Source organism: Pseudomonas sp. LBUM1666 (genome assembly GCF_059695775.1).
The window spans coordinates 2,268,629-2,286,826 of sequence record NZ_CP166789.1 but is presented as its reverse complement, the minus strand read 5'-3'; the positions used below and the strand labels follow the sequence as shown (position 1 = coordinate 2,286,826).

Sequence of the window (18,198 nt, the reverse complement as noted above, 5' to 3'; positions counted from 1 at the left end):
CGTCCATCTGTTGAATGACTATAAAAACTGCCCAATCCAGGCAGGTAAAAAAGTTAACGGGTGTAACTGGGACTACTTTTAACACTACGCTCCGGTTTTTATAAACACGGCGCGTGGCGCTTATTTTATTACAAACACTGTAACAGGCAGGCATTGTACGGGTTTGTTCGTCCGATGCCATGCTTGAAACCCAAGGTGTAGCATAGCCAACAGCACATTACGCGCGGTTCAATTTGAGCATGCATTCTCTTTTGTGACAAAGGCTTATGAGGTGTTTTTATGAGCGAAGCGAAGCATTCCCGCCTGATCATTCTGGGTTCCGGCCCTGCCGGTTACAGCGCTGCCGTTTATGCCGCCCGCGCCAACCTCAATCCCGTTGTCATTACCGGCATACAGGCAGGTGGCCAGCTCACCACCACCGTCGAAGTCGACAACTGGCCCGGTGATGTCGAAGGCCTCACCGGCCCGGTGCTGATGGAACGCATGCAAAAACACGCCGAGCGCTTTCACACAGAGATCGTCTACGACCACATCCATACCGCCAAGTTGCAACAGCGCCCGTTCGAACTCATCGGCGACAGCAGCACTTACACCTGTGATGCGCTGATTATCGCCACCGGCGCCTCGGCGCAATACCTGGGGCTGCCATCGGAAGAGACATTTGCCGGCAAAGGGGTGTCGGCCTGCGCGACGTGCGACGGTTTCTTCTACCGCAATCAGGTGGTTGCAGTCGTTGGCGGCGGCAACACGGCCGTTGAAGAAGCGCTGTACCTGTCAAACATCGCCAAGGAAGTCCACCTGATTCACCGGCGCGACAAGTTGCGCTCGGAAAAGATTCTTCAGGACAAGCTCTTCGAAAAAGCCGCCAAAGGCAATATCCGCCTGCACTGGAACCAGAATCTGGATGAAGTGCTGGGTGATGCCAGCGGTGTGACCGGCGCCCGCCTGCGGGACAGCCATAGTGGCGAAACCAGTGAATTGCCGCTAACTGGCGTGTTCATCGCTATTGGCCACAAACCCAACACCGACCTGTTCGAGGGTCAGCTGAAAATGCGTGACGGCTACTTGCTGGTCAAGGGCGGCAGCGAAGGCGATGCTACCAGCACCGAAATCCCGGGCGTGTTTGCCGCCGGCGACGTGGCCGATCACGTTTACCGCCAGGCCGTGACGTCTGCCGGGGCCGGCTGCATGGCCGCGCTGGACGCTGAGAAGTATCTCGACGACATTCCAGTCGTTTGACGGCACACTTCACGGTGGGCCCACCCGCCCACCACCGCCCTCCCCTTCTGCAAGCCCGGATGCCATGCTGACTTGGTTACAACGCAATACCCTGACCTTCCCGCCCCTGGAAAAAGCCATGCGCGATCCCAACGGGCTGCTGGCCGCGGGCGGCGATCTGTCCGCCGATCGTCTGATTCAGGCCTATCGCCACGGTTGTTTTCCGTGGTTCTCGGAAGGCCAGCCGATTCTCTGGTGGTCGCCGGATCCACGCACCGTACTGTTTCCCGACGAACTGCATGTCTCGCGCAGCCTGAACAAATTGCTGCGCCAGCAACGCTATCAAGTGACCTTTGATCAGGATTTTGCTGCGGTCATCCGCGCTTGCGCCGCGCCTAGGGATTACGCCGATGGCACCTGGATCACAGAAGCCATGCAGAATGCCTATCTCGAGCTGCACAGGCGTGGCTACGCCCATTCGGTGGAAGTCTGGGACCAGGACGAACTGGTCGGCGGGCTCTATGGCCTGGCGATGGGTCAACTGTTTTTCGGCGAGTCCATGTTCAGCCGCGCCGACAACGCCTCGAAATATGGCTTTGCCACACTGGTCCGACATCTGAAAGACTCAGGTTTTGTGCTGATCGACTGCCAGATGCCTACCGACCATCTGCACAGCCTCGGCGCCCGAGCGATTCCCCGCCGCGAGTTTGCCGACTACCTTGCGCAGCATCTGGACCGACCCAGCCGCGCAACCTGGGTTTGCTGAGCGACTTTGGCGAGCTTGGCTTACACTTAATTCAAAGCTAATTCCCGAGGGTTGATCATGACCGAGTTGGCGCGTTTGAAGTTTTATGCCACTCAGCCCCACTCTTGCAGTTATCTGCCCGAGGAGCAGGCCACAACCCTGTTTCTCGACCCTAGTCAGCCCATGGATGTGCATGTCTACGCAGACCTGTCTGAAATGGGTTTCCGCCGCAGCGGCGATCATCTCTACCGGCCCCATTGCCAGAATTGCAATGCGTGCGTACCGGCGCGTATCCCTGTGGCGCAATTTGAGCCTAACCGTCAGCAGAAACGCATCTTCAAACGCAACGTCGACCTGCAGGTGCGCCCTGCCAGGCCGCAATTCAGCGAAGAGTATTTCGACCTTTATCAGCGGTATATCGAACAGCGTCACGCCGATGGCGATATGTACCCGCCGAGTCGCGATCAGTTTGCGACGTTCCTGGTACGTGACCTGCCGTTTTCCCGATTTTACGAATTCCGCCTCGAAGGACGACTGGTAGCGGTGGCCGTCACCGACTTGCTGCCGAACGGTCTGTCGGCGGTCTACACCTTCTACGAGCCCGCTGAAGAACGCCGCAGCCTGGGGCGTTATGCGATTCTCTGGCAAATCGCCGAAGCTCAGCGTCTGGGGCTGGAAGCCGTCTATCTGGGCTATTGGATCAAAAACTGCAAAAAGATGAGTTACAAGACTCAATATCGCCCTATCGAACTGCTGATTAATCAGCGCTGGGTCATCCTGAACTAGAGCAAGCCGTAAACCCCTTGGCTTAAACCCCATTTTTCGGGCACAATGCACGCCGCTTTTGCCTGGCGCAGTTGCACCGGGCCATTCATTGGACACCGAGGGCTTTACTGCATGTCGAAAGAAGACAGCTTCGAAATGGAAGGCACTGTCGTCGACACCCTGCCCAACACCATGTTTCGTGTGGAGTTGGAAAATGGGCACGTCGTAACCGCGCATATCTCCGGCAAGATGCGCAAGAACTACATTCGTATTCTTACCGGTGACAAAGTGCGCGTCGAGCTGACGCCCTATGACTTGAGCAAAGGGCGCATCACTTACCGCGCTCGTTAATCAAGTCAATACAAAACGCCCGGTTTATGCCGGGCGTTTTTGTGTGTGCGGTTTTTTTGGGTTCGAGTGTATATCCGTTGTTGCGGTGATGGCTGATTAGGGTTTCGCTCTTACAGCGAGTCCCTTTTTCAAACGCCAAAAAGGAACCAAAAGGCTTCGCCCCGGCGTACGGCGCCTCGCTAAAGCTCCGCGTTCCCTCGCTACGGTGCCCTCAGATGAATGCCGGAACGAAGGAACGCCGAGCCTAGGCGAGGGGCCGGACGCTCGGGGCGAGCCTTTTTTGGCTTACTTTTTTTGGCGTTTCCCTCCGTGTCAGGCTACCTGTCGCCCTTGTTGATTGACTCGTTCATTCAAGAGGGCGAAGGTACATATCGATGTCCAAGCTAGGCAAACGCTACGACAACGACTTCAAAGATTGGGTCGTTTTGCAAATGATGCCGCCCCTCAATCGATCAGTGGCAGAACTTGCCGTTGCGCTCAATCTCACGCCACAGTCACTGCGAAATTGGAGACAAATGGCTAGAGATAAAGGCTTGATCGTTCCGGGAAACGGCAAGACCAGTGACCAATGGTCTAGCGCCGATAAATTCAATGCTGTCATGGAAACCGCGCCGTTGAGCGAGGTGGAGATCTCTCAGTATTGCCGAATCAAAGGCATTTACCCTGAGCAAATCCAACAGTGGCGAATGGCATGCCAAAACGCCAATCCGGTCGTTGATCTCAACTCTCGAACCTCTAAGACGGCCGAGCAACGGCGTATCAAAATACTTGAGCGTCAATTGATTCAGTCTGATGCCGGACGTGCGGAGGCGGTGGCCTTGCTGGATCTCAGAAAAAAAGCCAATGCGATCTGGGGCAAGGACAAGGAAGACTGATCGACGCCTCTGATCGTACGCAAGCCATGAAGTTGATTGCAGACGCGGTACTCAATGGCGCTCGTCGATATCGAGCCTGCAATGAGTTGGGGCTGAGCCTGCGCACAGTCCAACGCTGGCGACACGCTGACTGTGACGGACGACGGCTGGCTCAACGGGCAGCTCCGGCTAATAAGCTCAGTAAGACAGAACGCCAAGCGGTGCTTGATGCTGCCAATCAGGCTGGCTACGCCAGCCTCACCCCGCACCAAATCGTTCCAAAACTAGCGGATGAAGGCATTTATCTGGCTTCGGAGTCGACGTTTTACCGTGTGTTAAAAGCCGCCAATCAAAACGTGCGCCGTGGTCGTACCAAGACCCCGAAACGCAGAGTACTGACGACGCACCGTGCTGACGCACCCAATCAGGTGTGGTGCTGGGATATCACCTGGCTGCCCAGCACCGTCAAAGGCCGTTTTTTCTACTGGTACATGGTCAAGGATGTCTACAGCCGCAAGCTGGTCGCTAATGAAGTGCATGAGGTGGAATGTGCCGAACACGCGTGTGAGTTGCTCAGAAAGGGATGCTTGCGGGAGCACACAGCGGGTCGTCCGTTGGTGTTGCACTCGGATAACGGCCACGTTATGAGAGGCTCTTTATTACGTGAAAGCATGATCGCCCTGGGCGTCGAGCCGTCCTTCAGCCGGCCGAGGGTGAGCAATGACAACGCTTATGCCGAGGCGCTTTTCCGTACCGCCAAGTACTGCCCACTCTGGCCGGATCAACCATTTGATACGGTCACTGAAGCAAGGCTTTGGGTGCAGAAATTTATCGAGTGGTACAACGAAGATCACCGCCACAGCGCCTTGAAATACGTCACGCCGAACGAACGCCACGAAGGCAAGGCGACGGTTCTATTACAAGCTAGAGCAGTGCTTTATGAAGACGCCAGGGACGCTAATCCGAGCCGCTGGAGTACTCGGACACGCAACTGGAAGCTGGCAGATGCGGTGTATTTAAACCCAGAGCGCCCTGAGGTTAAGGGTGCAGCTGGCTAACAACAGTTGGAACAAGGTGACAGGTACCTTGACACGTACCGGTTTGAAAAAAAAGTGAGTCGCCGTAAGGGCGAAACCCTAAGTAGCCGTTACCGCAGCAACGGATATACACCCAATCTAATAGACAGCAAAAAGGCGCCTTTCGGCGCCTTTTGCTTTCTTGCGATAACTGTCAGGCCATTTCAGCCGTGGTCTCGAAGTCGAAGGTCAGCTCGCCGTCCTTGAGATCGATGTGAACCACACCACCATGGTCGGCCAATTCGCCAAAGAGAATCTCTTCCGCCAGCGGACGCTTGATCTTGTCCTGAATCAAACGCGCCATTGGTCGAGCGCCCATTGCCGTGTCGTAGCCGCTTTCTGCCAACCAGGTGCGCGCCGCGTCCGTCACTTCCAACTGCACGCGCTTGTCTTCCAGCTGCGCCTGAAGCTCGGTAAGGAACTTGTCCACCACGCTTTTGATGACCTCATGACTGAGGCGACCAAACTGGATAATGGTGTCCAGACGGTTGCGGAACTCCGGCGTGAAGCTCTTCTTGATCACTTCCATCGCATCGGACGAGTGGTCCTGATGGGTGAAACCGATCGAAGCGCGAGCTGCCGTTTCGGCACCGGCGTTGGTCGTCATGATGACGATCACGTTACGGAAGTCCGCCTTGCGCCCGTTGTTATCGGTCAGCGTACCGTGGTCCATCACCTGCAGCAGCAGGTTGAAGACTTCCGGATGCGCCTTCTCGATTTCATCGAGCAACAACACGCAGTGAGGCTGCTTGGTGATGGCTTCGGTCAGCAGACCGCCCTGATCGAACCCGACATAGCCTGGAGGTGCACCGATCAGACGCGATACGGTGTGGCGTTCCATGTACTCGGACATGTCGAAGCGAACCAGCTCGATGCCCAACGCCTTGGCCAGCTGACGCGCCGCTTCGGTTTTACCGACACCGGTAGGCCCTGCGAACAGGAACGAACCGACGGGCTTGTCAGGCGACTTGAGGCCGGCACGGGACAGTTTGATCGCAGTCGACAGCGAGTCGATCGCGGCATCCTGGCCAAATACTGTCAGCTTCAGGTCACGCTCAAGGTTACGCAGCAGCTCTTTGTCGGAGCTGGTGACGTGCTTAGGCGGAATCCGCGCGATTTTCGCGACGATGTCCTCGACTTGAGGCACTTCGATGCGTTTCACGCGCTTCTCGATTGGCTGCAGACGCTGGTAGGCGCCCGCCTCGTCGATGACGTCAATGGCCTTGTCCGGCATGTGCCGGTCATTGATATACCGCGAGGCCAGTTCAGCCGCCGCACGCAACGCTTCATCGCTGTATTCGATGTTGTGATGCGCTTCGAAACGACCTTTCAGGCCGCGCAGGATGCCAATGGTGTCTTCCACCGAAGGTTCCGACACGTCGACCTTCTGGAAGCGCCGGGCCAAAGCACGGTCCTTCTCGAAGATCCCGCGGAATTCCTGGAACGTGGTCGAGCCGATGCAACGGATATCACCCGACGACAGCAGCGGCTTGAGCAGGTTCGAGGCATCCATGACCCCACCGGACGCGGCACCCGCACCAATGATGGTGTGGATTTCGTCGATAAACAGGATCGCCTGCGGACGTTTTTTCAACTCATTGAGCAACGCCTTGAAGCGCTTCTCGAAATCGCCGCGGTATTTTGTCCCGGCCAGCAAGGCCCCCAGATCGAGGGAATACACCACGCTGTTGGCCAGCAAGTCCGGCACCTGGTTGTCGACAATGCGCTTGGCCAGGCCTTCGGCAATCGCGGTTTTACCCACGCCCGCCTCACCCACCAGCAACGGATTGTTTTTGCGACGACGCGCCAGGATCTGCGCAACGCGCTCGACTTCCAGCTCACGGCCTACCAATGGATCGATACGACCCTGGCGCGCGAGTTCGTTGAGATTGCTGGCATAAGCATCCAGAGGATTGCTTGAAGAAGAAGACTCACCGCCCTCGTCGTCCTGCATATCTTGCTCACCTTCAGAGTGATCGCCATGCCCCGGCACTTTGGAAATGCCATGAGCGATGTAATTGACGACATCGATGCGCGCAACGCTCTGCTGCTTCAGCAGGAACACTGCCTGACTCTCTTGCTCACTGAAGATTGCGACCAGCACGTTGGCGCCAGTCACTTCGCGTTTGCCCGAGCTCTGTACGTGAAAGACAGCACGCTGCAGAACACGCTGAAAGCCCAGGGTTGGTTGGGTCTCGCGATCCTCGTCATGGACGGGGATCAACGGCGTGGTGGAGTCGATGAACTCCTGCAGGTCATGCTTGAGTTTGTCGAGGTTTGCGCCGCAGGCACGCAAAACGGTGGCGGCAGCCTCATTGTCCAATAGGGCCAGAAGGAGGTGTTCGACGGTCATGAACTCATGACGCTTCGAACGTGCCTCCTTGAAGGCAAGATTGAGGGTGACTTCGAGCTCGCGGTTTAACATAGCTTCACCTCATACCCAAGTGGTCGGCGATTAACCGTCCTTCTCGATTTCACAGAGTAGCGGATGCTGGCTTTCCCTGGCGTACTGGTTGACCTGCATGGCCTTAGTCTCGGCGATGTCGCGGGTAAACACTCCACATACTGCCCGTCCTTCTGTGTGGACGGCCAGCATGACCTTGGTCGCCAGCTCGCGATTCAGGTTAAAAAACACCTCGAGCACTTCGACGACGAAATCCATCGGTGTGTAGTCATCATTGAACAAAACCACCTTGTACATCGGCGGCGCCTGTAAAGCAGGCTTTGCCTCCTGAACAGCAATGCCTGCGGAATCGTCCTCGTGTGCCCCCGGGTGATCTTTTTGGAGAGCCGGGCGATCCTGATTGAATGTTAGTCGAATCTGGCTGATTGCATGCATGGAAAGAAAGGTTCGTCAGTTGTGCGAATACAGTGGTGGGGGCGGCCATCGTCGATTTCAACTCCGACTGCCCGGTCACCTTGACTATCGGGAAAACGGTGTTACAAACAATAGAGCCCACAGTGGGTAAAAAAGGTCCGCGGAGTCAATCTTATTTCCAGGAAATGACTGCGGATGAACTGGATGATACTCCAGTGATGGAGTCTGTTGCAGAGGGATATGGGTATGTCAGGTGTCAAGGTCAGCGGCAAGGTCAAATGGTTCAACAATGCCAAGGGTTACGGCTTCATCAATGAGGAAGGCAAGAGCGAAGATCTGTTCGCCCACTACTCGGCCATCCAGATGGAAGGTTATAAAACCCTGAAAGCCGGGCAAGCCGTCGTCTTTGAGATCATTCAGGGCCCAAAAGGCCTGCATGCCGTGAACATCGGCGCGCCTGTTGATGCTCAGGCAGTCACCGCTCCCGCTGGTGAACATACTGTTACGGCCTGAGATCGCACTTACCATCCAGTCATAAAAAAGCCGCCCGACTCAATTACTTGAGTCGGGCGGTTTTTTTTAGGCTGGAGAACGTGTGGCCTGGATTTCGCTTACATATGCGAAATCAGCGCATCACCAAACGCGGACGAAGACAGCAGTTTCGCGCCTTCCATCAGACGTTCGAAGTCATAGGTCACTGTCTTGGCGGAAATCGCGCCGTTGGTGCCCTTGATGATCAGATCGGCAGCTTCGGTCCAGCCCATGTGGCGCAGCATCATCTCTGCGGACAGGATCAGGGAACCCGGGTTGACCTGGTCCTTGCCAGCGTACTTCGGCGCAGTGCCGTGGGTCGCTTCGAACATCGCAATGGTGTCAGACAGGTTGGCACCCGGTGCGATACCGATACCGCCCACTTCCGCCGCCAGGGCGTCGGAGAGGTAGTCGCCGTTCAGGTTCAGGGTCGCGATCACATCGTATTCGGCCGGGCGCAGCAGGATCTGCTGGAGCATGGCGTCAGCGATGGCGTCTTTGACGATAACGTTCTTGCCGGTTTTCGGGTTTTTGAACTGCATCCACGGACCGCCATCGAGCAGGGTCGCGCCGAATTCTTCAGCTGCCACTTCGTAGGCCCATTCCTTGAAGGCACCTTCGGTGAACTTCATGATGTTGCCTTTGTGCACGATGGTCAGCGAGTCGCGGTCGTTGTCGACCACATACTGCAGAGCTTTTCGCGCCAGACGCTTGGTGCCTTGCAGCGAAACCGGTTTGATGCCGATACCGCAGTTTTCGTCGAAACGGATCTTGGTGACGCCCATTTCATCTTTAAGGAACTTGATGACCTTGGTCGCTTCCGGCGAACCGGCTTTCCACTCGATACCGGCGTAAATGTCTTCCGAGTTCTCACGGAAGATCGTCATGTCGACGTCGCCTGGCTTCTTGACCGGGCTAGGCACGCCTTCGAACCAGCGCACAGGGCGCAGGCAGACATATAGGTCGAGTTGCTGACGCAGGGCCACGTTCAGGGAACGGATGCCGCCACCGACCGGGGTGGTCAGAGGGCCCTTGATGGAAACCACGTAATCCTTGACCGCGTCCAGGGTTTCCTGAGGTAGCCAGGTGTCCTGATCGTAAACCTGAGTCGCTTTCTCCCCGGCGTAGACTTCCATCCAGGAAATTTTGCGCTCGCCGCCGTAAGCCTTCTTAACAGCAGCATCGACAACCTTGATCATGACCGGGCTGATATCAACGCCAATACCATCACCTTCGATGAAGGGGATGATCGGGTTGTTAGGAACATTGAGAGAATGGTCCGCGTTGACGGTGATTTTGTCGCCGACTGCTGGAACCTGAATCTTCTTGTATCCCATGCTGAACTCCATTGTTTGGATTGAACATCTGGCTTCGTTCGAGCGTACCCCAGTTAAATCGGCACGCAAACCCTATGTTCCAACCATCTGCCGCAAAGCTGCACAGTTCGCGACGTACAAGCCTGAAAGCAAAGGGAAAAGCGCCAAACTCAAGCACGGTGCAAGACTCTACGCCCCACTCGCCCCTGCGACCTTTAGACCAATGGACGACAATCGTTGCATATGAACCATCGGCAGATTGCCAGCTACCTATGTATAATGCCGCCCGCTGACCACAGAGTCACGACGGCCGACCGCTCTATGACGAGACCTCGGCCCGAAAAAGCCGGACTGTTACCGCAGTCCACCCGCTTGACGCTCGACTGATGCACCCAACATCACCGCGAAGAAATCTCGACATTCGGCTCATGGATGACTTTGAACGAACGCGCTTACCCGGCGCCCCTCGAGTTTTTCTGCGCACGCTTTAGCAAAGAAGAGAGAGTTAATCCGAATATGCCCACCCGCTCGAAGATCATCTATACCTTCACCGACGAAGCTCCCGCCCTCGCCACCTATTCACTGTTGCCTATCGTAGAGGCCTTCACCGCCTCCGCTGATATCGCCGTGGAAACCCGCGATATCTCTCTTGCAGGGCGCATCCTGGCCAGCTTCCCCGAGCAACTGGGTGACAAAGCCGTAGCCGACCACCTCGCCGAACTGGGCGACCTGGCCGTTACGCCTGAAGCCAACATCATCAAGTTGCCGAACATCAGCGCCTCGGTTCCGCAACTGCAAGCCGCGATCAAGGAACTGCAAGCCCAGGGCTTCGCACTGCCTGACTACCCGGAAACCGTGACCAGCGACGCCGACAAGCTCGCCAAGTCGCGTTACGACAAAATCAAGGGCAGCGCCGTGAACCCGGTTCTGCGCGAAGGCAACTCTGATCGTCGTGCACCACTGTCGGTCAAGAACTACGCGCGCAAGCACCCGCACAAAATGGGCGCCTGGGCTGCGGACTCCAAGTCCCACGTTGCGCACATGAGCACCGGCGATTTCTACGGCAGCGAAAAAGCTGCCCTGATCGACGCCGCTGACGCCGTCAAAATCGAACTGATCGCTCAAGACGGCACCACCACCGTCCTGAAAGAAAAAACCACCGTGCAAGCCGGTGAGATCCTCGATTGCGCCGTACTGAGCAAAAACGCCCTGCGCAGCTTCATTGCTGCCGAGATCGACGACGCCAAAGCCAAAGGCGTGCTGCTGTCGGTTCACTTGAAAGCCACCATGATGAAGGTCTCCGACCCGATCATGTTCGGCCAGATCGTTGCCGAGTTCTATAAAGACGCACTGGCCAAGCACGCTGACGTGCTGGCGCAGATCGGCTTCAACCTGAACAACGGCATCGGCGACCTTTACGCTCGCATCAAGGCCCTGCCTAGCGATCAGCAAGCGCAGATAGAAGCGGACATCCAGGCGGTCTACGCCGATCGTCCGTCGTTGGCCATGGTCAACTCCGACAAAGGCATCACCAACCTGCACGTGCCGAGCGACGTTATCGTCGACGCCTCGATGCCGGCGATGATCCGTGACTCCGGCAAAATGTGGGGCACTGACGGTCAGCTGCACGACACCAAGGCTGTGATCCCGGATCGCTGCTACGCCACCATCTACCAGGCGGTAATCGAAGACTGCAAGCTGCACGGCGCTTTCGATCCAACCACCATGGGCAGCGTGCCAAACGTTGGCCTGATGGCGAAAAAAGCCGAAGAGTACGGTTCCCACGACAAGACTTTCCAGATCAAGGCAAACGGCGTAGTTCGGGTTTCCGATGGCGCTGGCCGCACCCTGCTGGAACAGTCGGTTGAAGCCGGCGACATCTTCCGCATGTGCCAGACCAAAGACGCGCCGATCCAGGACTGGGTCAAACTGGCCGTCAACCGTGCTCGCGCAAGCGCAACTCCAGCGATCTTCTGGCTGGACCCAATGCGCGCCCACGACGGTGTAGTGATCGAGAAAGTTCAGGCTTACCTGAAGGATCACGACACGTCCGGCCTGGACACCCGCATCATGTCGCCAGTCGACGCGATGGCCTTCACCCTGGGCCGCACTCGCGAAGGCAAGGACACCATCTCGGTGACCGGTAACGTACTGCGCGACTACCTGACTGACCTGTTCCCGATCATGGAGCTGGGCACCAGCGCCAAGATGCTGTCGATCGTTCCGCTGATGAACGGCGGCGGTCTGTTCGAAACCGGCGCCGGCGGTTCGGCACCGAAGCACGTTCAACAGTTGCTGGAAGAGAACTTCCTGCGCTGGGATTCTCTGGGCGAGTTCCTGGCCCTGGCCGCCTCCCTTGAGCACCTGGGTGTTACCTACAACAACCCCAAGGCGCTGGTACTGGCCAAGACCCTGGATCAGGCCACTGGCCAGTTCCTGGACAACAACAAGTCGCCATCGCGCAAAGTCGGCAACATCGACAACCGCGGCAGCCACTTCTACCTGGCGCTGTACTGGGCTCAAGCCCTGGCTGCCCAGACCGAAGACGCTGCACTGCAAGCGCAGTTCGGCGAACTGGCCAAGACCTTGACCGAGAACGAAGCAACCATCGTTGCCGAGCTCAACGCCGTACAGGGCAAGCCAGTGGACATCGGCGGTTACTACCACGCCAATGCCGAACTGATCAGCAAGGCCATGCGCCCGAGCAACACCTTCAACGCCGCGATCGCTGCGCTGGTTTAAGGTTGTAAGGGAACATCACAAACCCCGGCCCCGTGCCGGGGTTTGTGTTTGTGGCGTTCACACATATCTATCTGCCGAAACCGAACCCCGTGGGAGCGAGCTTGCTCGCGATAGCGATATATCATTCAGCATTGATGTCGACTGACCCGCCGCTATCGCGAGCAAGCTCGCTCCCACATTGATCTTTATTCCAACATTTGAAATTGAGGAAGCTTTATGGATTGGCTACCCCACATCACTGTCGCGACTATCGTCGAAGACAACGGCCGCTTCCTGATGGTCGAAGAATCCAAGGGCGGACGAACGGTGCTCAACCAGCCCGCCGGCCACCTCGACCCGGACGAAACCCTGATCGAAGCCGCCGTGCGCGAAACCCTCGAGGAAACCGGCTGGGACGTCGAGCCGACTGGCGTGGTGGGCATTTACCTCTACACCGCCCCGAGCAACGGCGTGACTTATCAGCGGGTCTGCTTCACTGCAAACCCGCTGAAACATCACCCCGACTATCAGCTGGACGACGGCATCGTCGGCGCAAAATGGCTGACGCGTGACGAACTGCTGGCACAGCGCGCAAACTGGCGCAGTGAGCTGATCATCCGCTGTATTGATGATTATCTGGACGGCAAACGCTTCGGCCTCGAACTGATCCGCCCTTCTCTTTAGCCTTGCGGGCTTCGGCCTGTTAGAATCGCGTCCTTTTTCAAGACACTCATTGAATCCCTATGCGTGATCCAGCCCCTTCTGACACACAAAAGAAGCGCGTCATTGTCGGCATGTCCGGCGGCGTGGACTCTTCCGTTTCCGCTCTCCTGCTGATCGAGCAGGGTTATGAGGTGGAAGGCCTGTTCATGAAGAACTGGGAAGAAGACGATGGAACGGAATACTGCACCGCCATGGATGACCTGGCAGACGCCCAGGCCGTGTGCGACAAGATTGGCATCAAGCTGCACACCGCCAACTTCGCCGCCGAGTACTGGGACAACGTGTTCGAGCATTTCCTGGCCGAGTACAAGGCCGGTCGCACGCCGAACCCGGACATCCTGTGTAACCGCGAGATCAAGTTCAAGGCGTTCCTCGACTACGCCATGATGCTTGGCGCCGACCTGATCGCCACCGGCCACTACGTGCGTCGCCGCGATATCGATGGCCGTACCGAATTGCTCAAGGGCCTGGACCCGAACAAGGACCAGAGCTACTTCCTGCACGCCGTCGGCGGCGAACAGATCGCCAAGACCCTGTTCCCGGTCGGCGAGCTGGAAAAACCCGAAGTGCGCGCGATTGCCGAGAAACACGAACTCGCCACCGCGAAGAAAAAGGATTCCACCGGAATCTGCTTTATCGGCGAACGCCGCTTCAGCGACTTCCTCAAGCAATATCTTCCGGCCCAGCCAGGCGAGATCAAGACCACCGAAGGCGAAGTCATCGGCCGTCACCACGGCTTGATGTACCACACCATCGGCCAGCGCCAGGGCCTGGGCATCGGCGGCCTGAAAGACGCCAGTGACGAGCCTTGGTACGTGCTGATCAAAGACCTGGAACACAACGAATTGATCGTTGGCCAGGGCAATGACCATCCGTATCTGTTCTCCCGCGCCCTGCTCGCTTCAGACATTTATTGGGTCAACCCGGTCGATTTGACCGAGCCGCGCAAGCTGACCGCCAAGGTCCGTTATCGCCAGAGCGATCAACCCTGCACACTGGAAAAAACCGCCACCGGCTACCGCGCAACCTTCGATGACCCGCAACGCGCGGTCACCCCAGGCCAGTCCGTGGTGTTCTACGACGGTGAAATCTGCCTCGGCGGCGGCGTGATTGAAGTCGCGGAGCCGTGGACCAGCAAAGTCACGGCTCAAGGCGAGCAGCAATGAACCCGACTCAGGAGCAACTGACGGCCCTGGGCGGCGTGTTCCTCGCCGCCGTGCTGGTCGACAAGATCGCCAAGACCGGCCAGACCGCCGAAGCCGGCCTGACGTGCATGCTCGGCAGCCTGCTGATTCGCGACCCCAAGGACACCCTGGAAGTGTACGGTGGCGACGACATCAATCTGCGTGAAGGCTATCGCGCATTGATCGGCGCCCTGGAGCGCGACCCGAGCACCCTTCAGCGCGAACCGCTGCGCTATGCGCTGGCGATGCTCGGCCTGGAGCGTCAATTGGCCAAGCGCGGCGACATGCTGGACGAGATCGGCAAGCGCCTGCCGCAGATTCAGTCCCAGGTCGAGCACTTCGGTCCGGCGCACGAAAACGTGATTGCCGCCTGCGGTGCGCTGTACCAGGACACCCTGAGCACCCTGCGCCAGCGAATTCAGGTCCATGGCGACATGCGCAACCTGCAGCAACCAAGCAACGCTTCGAAAATCCGCGCCCTGTTACTGGCTGGAATTCGTTCGGCACGCCTGTGGCGGCAGTTGGGCGGTCATCGCTGGCAGCTGGTGATCAGCCGTCGCAAGTTGCTGAAAGAGCTTTACCCGCTGATGCGCAGCAGCTGAACCGCGCCCGCAAGACCATTTGTAATTTGTAACGCGTAAGACGCTGGTCAGTTGGCAACGGACCGGCGGATTTTTTCATGTATGATACGCGCCCCATTTCGTTGCCCGACTGTCCGAGAACACCCCATGCAGCTTTCTTCGCTCACTGCGGTTTCCCCTGTTGACGGCCGCTACGCCGGCAAAACCCAGGCCCTGCGCCCAATTTTCAGCGAATACGGCCTGATCCGTGCTCGCGTTCTGGTTGAAGTGCGCTGGCTCCAGCGCCTGGCCGCTCACCCTGGCATCAGCGAAGTGCCGGCGTTCTCCGCCGAAGCCAACGCTGTGCTGAATACCCTGGCGGAAAATTTCGCTCTGGAGCACGCCGAGCGTGTCAAAGAGATCGAGCGCACCACCAACCACGACGTCAAAGCCATTGAGTACCTGCTCAAAGAGCAAGCGGCCAAGCTGCCGGAACTGGCCGCTGTCAGCGAATTCATCCACTTTGCCTGCACCAGCGAGGACATCAACAACCTGTCCCACGCCCTGATGCTGCGCGAAGGCCGTGATGACGTGATGCTGCCGCTGATGCGCCAGACCGCCGAAGCCATCCGCGAACTGGCCATCCGTTTCGCCGACGTGCCGATGCTGTCGCGCACCCACGGTCAACCGGCCTCGCCGACCACCCTGGGCAAAGAGCTGGCGAACGTGGTTTACCGTCTGGAGCGTCAAATCGCTCAAGTCGCTGCCGTTCCGCTGCTGGGCAAGATCAACGGCGCTGTCGGCAACTACAACGCTCACCTGTCGGCCTACCCTGAGATCGACTGGGAAGAGAACGCCCGCGCCTTCATCGAAGACGAGCTGGGCCTGGGCTTCAACCCGTACACCACGCAGATCGAACCGCACGACTACATCGCCGAGCTGTTCGACGCGATCGCGCGCTTCAACACCATCCTGATCGACTTCGACCGCGACATCTGGGGCTACATCTCCCTGGGCTATTTCAAGCAGCGCACCATCGCTGGCGAAATCGGTTCGTCGACCATGCCGCACAAGGTCAACCCGATCGACTTCGAGAACTCCGAAGGCAACCTGGGTATCGCCAACGCACTGTTCCAGCACCTGGCGAGCAAGCTGCCGATCTCCCGCTGGCAACGCGACCTGACCGACTCCACCGTATTGCGCAACCTTGGTGTCGGCTTCGCCCACAGCGTGATCGCGTACGAAGCCAGCCTCAAGGGCATCAGCAAACTCGAGCTCAACGCTCAGAAGATTGCTGCCGACCTGGACGCATGCTGGGAAGTATTGGCTGAGCCAATCCAGACCGTGATGCGTCGCTACAACATCGAAAACCCGTACGAAAAGCTGAAAGAGTTGACCCGTGGCAAGGGCATCAGCCCCGAAGCACTGCAAACTTTCATCGACGGTCTGGACATGCCAGCAGCCGCGAAGGCCGAGCTGAAATTGCTCACCCCGGCGAACTACATCGGTAACGCTGTAGAGCAAGCCAAGCGCATCTGATCGACCGCTTTACCCTTTTGAGACGCCCGGCAGCGCCGGGCGTTTTTATTCCCGTCTGAAAAGTACTTTTTTTCAATAGGTTACACATGAATCCTGATATTCCTCTTCAACTTCTGGGCGGCATCACGGCGCGCGAATTCCTGCGCGACTACTGGCAGAAAAAACCGCTGCTGATCCGCCAGGCGATTCCTGACTTCGAAAGCCCGATCGATGCCGACGAACTGGCCGGCCTGGCGCTGGAAGAAGAAGTCGAATCGCGCTTGGTGATCGAGCACGGCGAGCGCCCTTGGGAATTGCGCCGCGGCCCGTTTGCCGAAGACGAATTCAGCAAACTGCCGGAACGCGACTGGACCCTGCTGGTTCAAGCCGTCGACCAATTCGTACCGGAAGTCGCCGAGCTGCTGGAAAACTTCCGCTTCCTGCCGAGCTGGCGTATCGACGATGTGATGATCAGCTTCGCCGCCCCGGGTGGCAGCGTCGGTCCGCACTTCGATAACTACGACGTGTTCCTGCTGCAAGGTCACGGCAAGCGCAACTGGAAAATTGGCCAGATGTGCGATTCCGAGAGCAAGCTGCTGCAACACGCCGACCTGCGCATCCTTGCCGACTTCGAAGCGACCGACGAATGGGTTCTGGAACCGGGCGACATGCTCTACCTGCCGCCGCGCCTGGCCCATTGCGGCGTTGCCGTTGATGACTGCCTGACTTACTCGGTCGGTTTCCGTGCGCCGAGCGCCGCTGAAGTGCTGACTCACTTCACCGACTTCCTCAGCCAGTTCCTGCCGGACGAAGAACGCTACACCGACGCCGACGCTCTGCCTGCTGTCGATCCGCATCAGATCCAGCACGACGCTCTTGATCGCTTGAAAGGCCTGCTGGCCGAACACATGAGCGACGAACGCCTGCTGCTGACCTGGTTTGGCCAGTTCATGACCGAACCGCGTTATCCGGAACTGGTGGCTGGCCCGGAAGAAATCGAAGAAGAAGACCTGCTCACCAGTCTTGAGCAAGGCGCGGTATTGATCCGCAACCCGAGCGCCCGCATGGCCTGGTCTGAAGTGGATGACGACCTGTTGCTGTTCGCCAGCGGTCAGAGCCGTTACCTGCCGGGCAAACTGCGCGAACTGCTGAAAATGATCTGCGCCGCCGACGCCCTGCACACCGACAACCTCGGTGACTGGCTGAGCGACGAAGACGGTCGCGGCCTGCTGTGTGAACTGATCAAGCAAGGAAGTCTGGGGTTTGCTGATGAATAAAATTCACGTACGTGTCGCAGACTGGCAAAAGGACAACGCCGAGATCCGGCGCATTCGTGAGACGGTGTTCATCGCCGAGCAATCCGTTCCGCCTGAGCTGGAATGGGATGCTGATGACGCAACGGCGGTGCATTTTCTGGCCTTCGAAGGCGACTTTCCGATTGGCACCGCCCGCCTGCTGCCCGATGGCCACGTCGGCCGGGTGTCGGTGCTGAAAGACTGGCGAGGCTTGAAAGTCGGCGATGCGCTGATGCAAGCGGTGATCGGTGAAGCCGAAAAGCGCGGACTGAAGCAGCAGATGTTGAGCGCGCAAGTGCAGGCCACCGCGTTCTATGAGCGCTTGGGCTTCAGCCTGGTCAGTGAGGAATTCCTGGAAGCAGGCATTCCGCATGTGGACATGGTGCGGCACTCAGCCTGACACCCTGTGGCAAGCCCCCTCGCCACAGAGAACACCACAAAATGCCCCGCCGTCTTCGGATGCCGGGGCGTTTTGCTGTCTACGATTCAACTTGCCCCACGCCGGGCCGACAAACTGGCAATA

At 57.9% G+C, this 18,198-nt stretch carries 16 protein-coding genes; 13 read left to right on the top strand and 3 right to left on the bottom strand.

Annotated features, from left to right (window positions below; genetic code table 11):
• Window positions 1-279 precede the first annotated feature (279 nt).
• From trxB to ACA056_RS10335, 5 genes are all read left to right on the top strand, one after another.
• The gene (gene trxB, locus ACA056_RS10355) at window positions 280-1,239 is read left to right on the top strand and encodes a thioredoxin-disulfide reductase (RefSeq protein WP_497272441.1); all 960 of its coding nucleotides are present in this window, start codon (window positions 280-282) and stop codon (window positions 1,237-1,239) included.
• Between the two features lie 64 nt (window positions 1,240-1,303).
• Window positions 1,304-1,984 (top strand): leucyl/phenylalanyl-tRNA--protein transferase, encoded by a 681-nt coding sequence (gene aat, locus ACA056_RS10350; protein ID WP_497272439.1) that lies wholly within the window; start codon window positions 1,304-1,306, stop codon window positions 1,982-1,984.
• 57 nt (window positions 1,985-2,041) lie between these two features.
• Window positions 2,042-2,749: an arginyltransferase gene (locus tag ACA056_RS10345; RefSeq protein ID WP_497272437.1), complete on the top strand. Its 708-nt coding sequence runs from the start codon at window positions 2,042-2,044 to the stop codon at window positions 2,747-2,749.
• A gap of 111 nt (window positions 2,750-2,860) precedes the next feature.
• Window positions 2,861-3,079, top strand: coding sequence for a translation initiation factor IF-1 (gene infA, locus ACA056_RS10340; RefSeq protein ID WP_002553999.1), 219 nt, complete (start codon window positions 2,861-2,863; stop codon window positions 3,077-3,079).
• 374 nt (window positions 3,080-3,453) lie between these two features.
• Window positions 3,454-4,991 (top strand): IS3 family transposase gene (locus tag ACA056_RS10335; RefSeq protein ID WP_497272435.1). Its coding sequence is split into 2 segments (ribosomal slippage): window positions 3,454-3,922 and window positions 3,922-4,991, totalling 1,539 coding nucleotides; the frame shifts between segments, so codons are not numbered across the junction.
• Window positions 4,992-5,163: 172 nt separating this feature from the next.
• Here the strand turns inward: ACA056_RS10335 and clpA are convergent.
• On the bottom strand, window positions 5,164-7,434 hold the full coding sequence (gene clpA, locus ACA056_RS10330) for an ATP-dependent Clp protease ATP-binding subunit ClpA (RefSeq protein WP_497272433.1): 2,271 nt from the start codon (window positions 7,432-7,434) through the stop codon (window positions 5,164-5,166).
• A gap of 30 nt (window positions 7,435-7,464) precedes the next feature.
• Window positions 7,465-7,848, bottom strand: coding sequence for an ATP-dependent Clp protease adapter ClpS (clpS, locus tag ACA056_RS10325; RefSeq protein ID WP_140680026.1), 384 nt, complete (start codon window positions 7,846-7,848; stop codon window positions 7,465-7,467).
• Between the two features lie 225 nt (window positions 7,849-8,073).
• Between clpS and cspD the strand changes: the two genes are divergently transcribed.
• Window positions 8,074-8,340, top strand: a complete 267-nt coding sequence (gene cspD, locus ACA056_RS10320; protein WP_497272431.1) for a cold shock domain-containing protein CspD — start codon at window positions 8,074-8,076, stop codon at window positions 8,338-8,340.
• Window positions 8,341-8,438: 98 nt separating this feature from the next.
• Here cspD and icd read toward each other — a convergent pair whose 3' ends face one another.
• The gene (gene icd / locus ACA056_RS10315; RefSeq protein WP_008146904.1) at window positions 8,439-9,695 is read right to left on the bottom strand and encodes an NADP-dependent isocitrate dehydrogenase; all 1,257 of its coding nucleotides are present in this window, start codon (window positions 9,693-9,695) and stop codon (window positions 8,439-8,441) included.
• Between the two features lie 495 nt (window positions 9,696-10,190).
• Between icd and ACA056_RS10310 the strand changes: the two genes are divergently transcribed.
• From ACA056_RS10310 to ACA056_RS10280, 7 genes are all read left to right on the top strand, one after another.
• Complete coding sequence (locus ACA056_RS10310) at window positions 10,191-12,416, top strand: NADP-dependent isocitrate dehydrogenase (RefSeq protein WP_497272429.1); 2,226 nt, start codon at window positions 10,191-10,193, stop codon at window positions 12,414-12,416.
• A 216-nt stretch (window positions 12,417-12,632) separates the two neighbouring features.
• On the top strand, window positions 12,633-13,079 hold the full coding sequence (locus ACA056_RS10305; protein ID WP_497272427.1) for an NUDIX hydrolase: 447 nt from the start codon (window positions 12,633-12,635) through the stop codon (window positions 13,077-13,079).
• Window positions 13,080-13,138: 59 nt separating this feature from the next.
• Window positions 13,139-14,284: a tRNA 2-thiouridine(34) synthase MnmA gene (gene mnmA, locus ACA056_RS10300; protein ID WP_497272425.1), complete on the top strand. Its 1,146-nt coding sequence runs from the start codon at window positions 13,139-13,141 to the stop codon at window positions 14,282-14,284.
• On the top strand, window positions 14,281-14,904 hold the full coding sequence (gene hflD / locus ACA056_RS10295) for a high frequency lysogenization protein HflD (protein ID WP_497272423.1): 624 nt from the start codon (window positions 14,281-14,283) through the stop codon (window positions 14,902-14,904). Before mnmA ends, hflD begins: the two co-directional genes overlap by 4 nt.
• A 126-nt stretch (window positions 14,905-15,030) precedes the next feature.
• The gene (purB, locus tag ACA056_RS10290; RefSeq protein WP_027925117.1) at window positions 15,031-16,401 is read left to right on the top strand and encodes an adenylosuccinate lyase; all 1,371 of its coding nucleotides are present in this window, start codon (window positions 15,031-15,033) and stop codon (window positions 16,399-16,401) included.
• An 86-nt stretch (window positions 16,402-16,487) separates the two neighbouring features.
• A complete protein-coding gene (locus ACA056_RS10285; RefSeq protein WP_497272421.1) occupies window positions 16,488-17,657 on the top strand; it encodes a ribosomal protein uL16 3-hydroxylase in 1,170 nt (389 codons plus the stop codon).
• Window positions 17,650-18,075: a GNAT family N-acetyltransferase gene (locus tag ACA056_RS10280; RefSeq protein ID WP_017339601.1), complete on the top strand. Its 426-nt coding sequence runs from the start codon at window positions 17,650-17,652 to the stop codon at window positions 18,073-18,075. The genes ACA056_RS10285 and ACA056_RS10280 overlap by 8 nt, the downstream gene beginning before the upstream one ends.
• Window positions 18,076-18,198 lie beyond the last annotated feature (123 nt).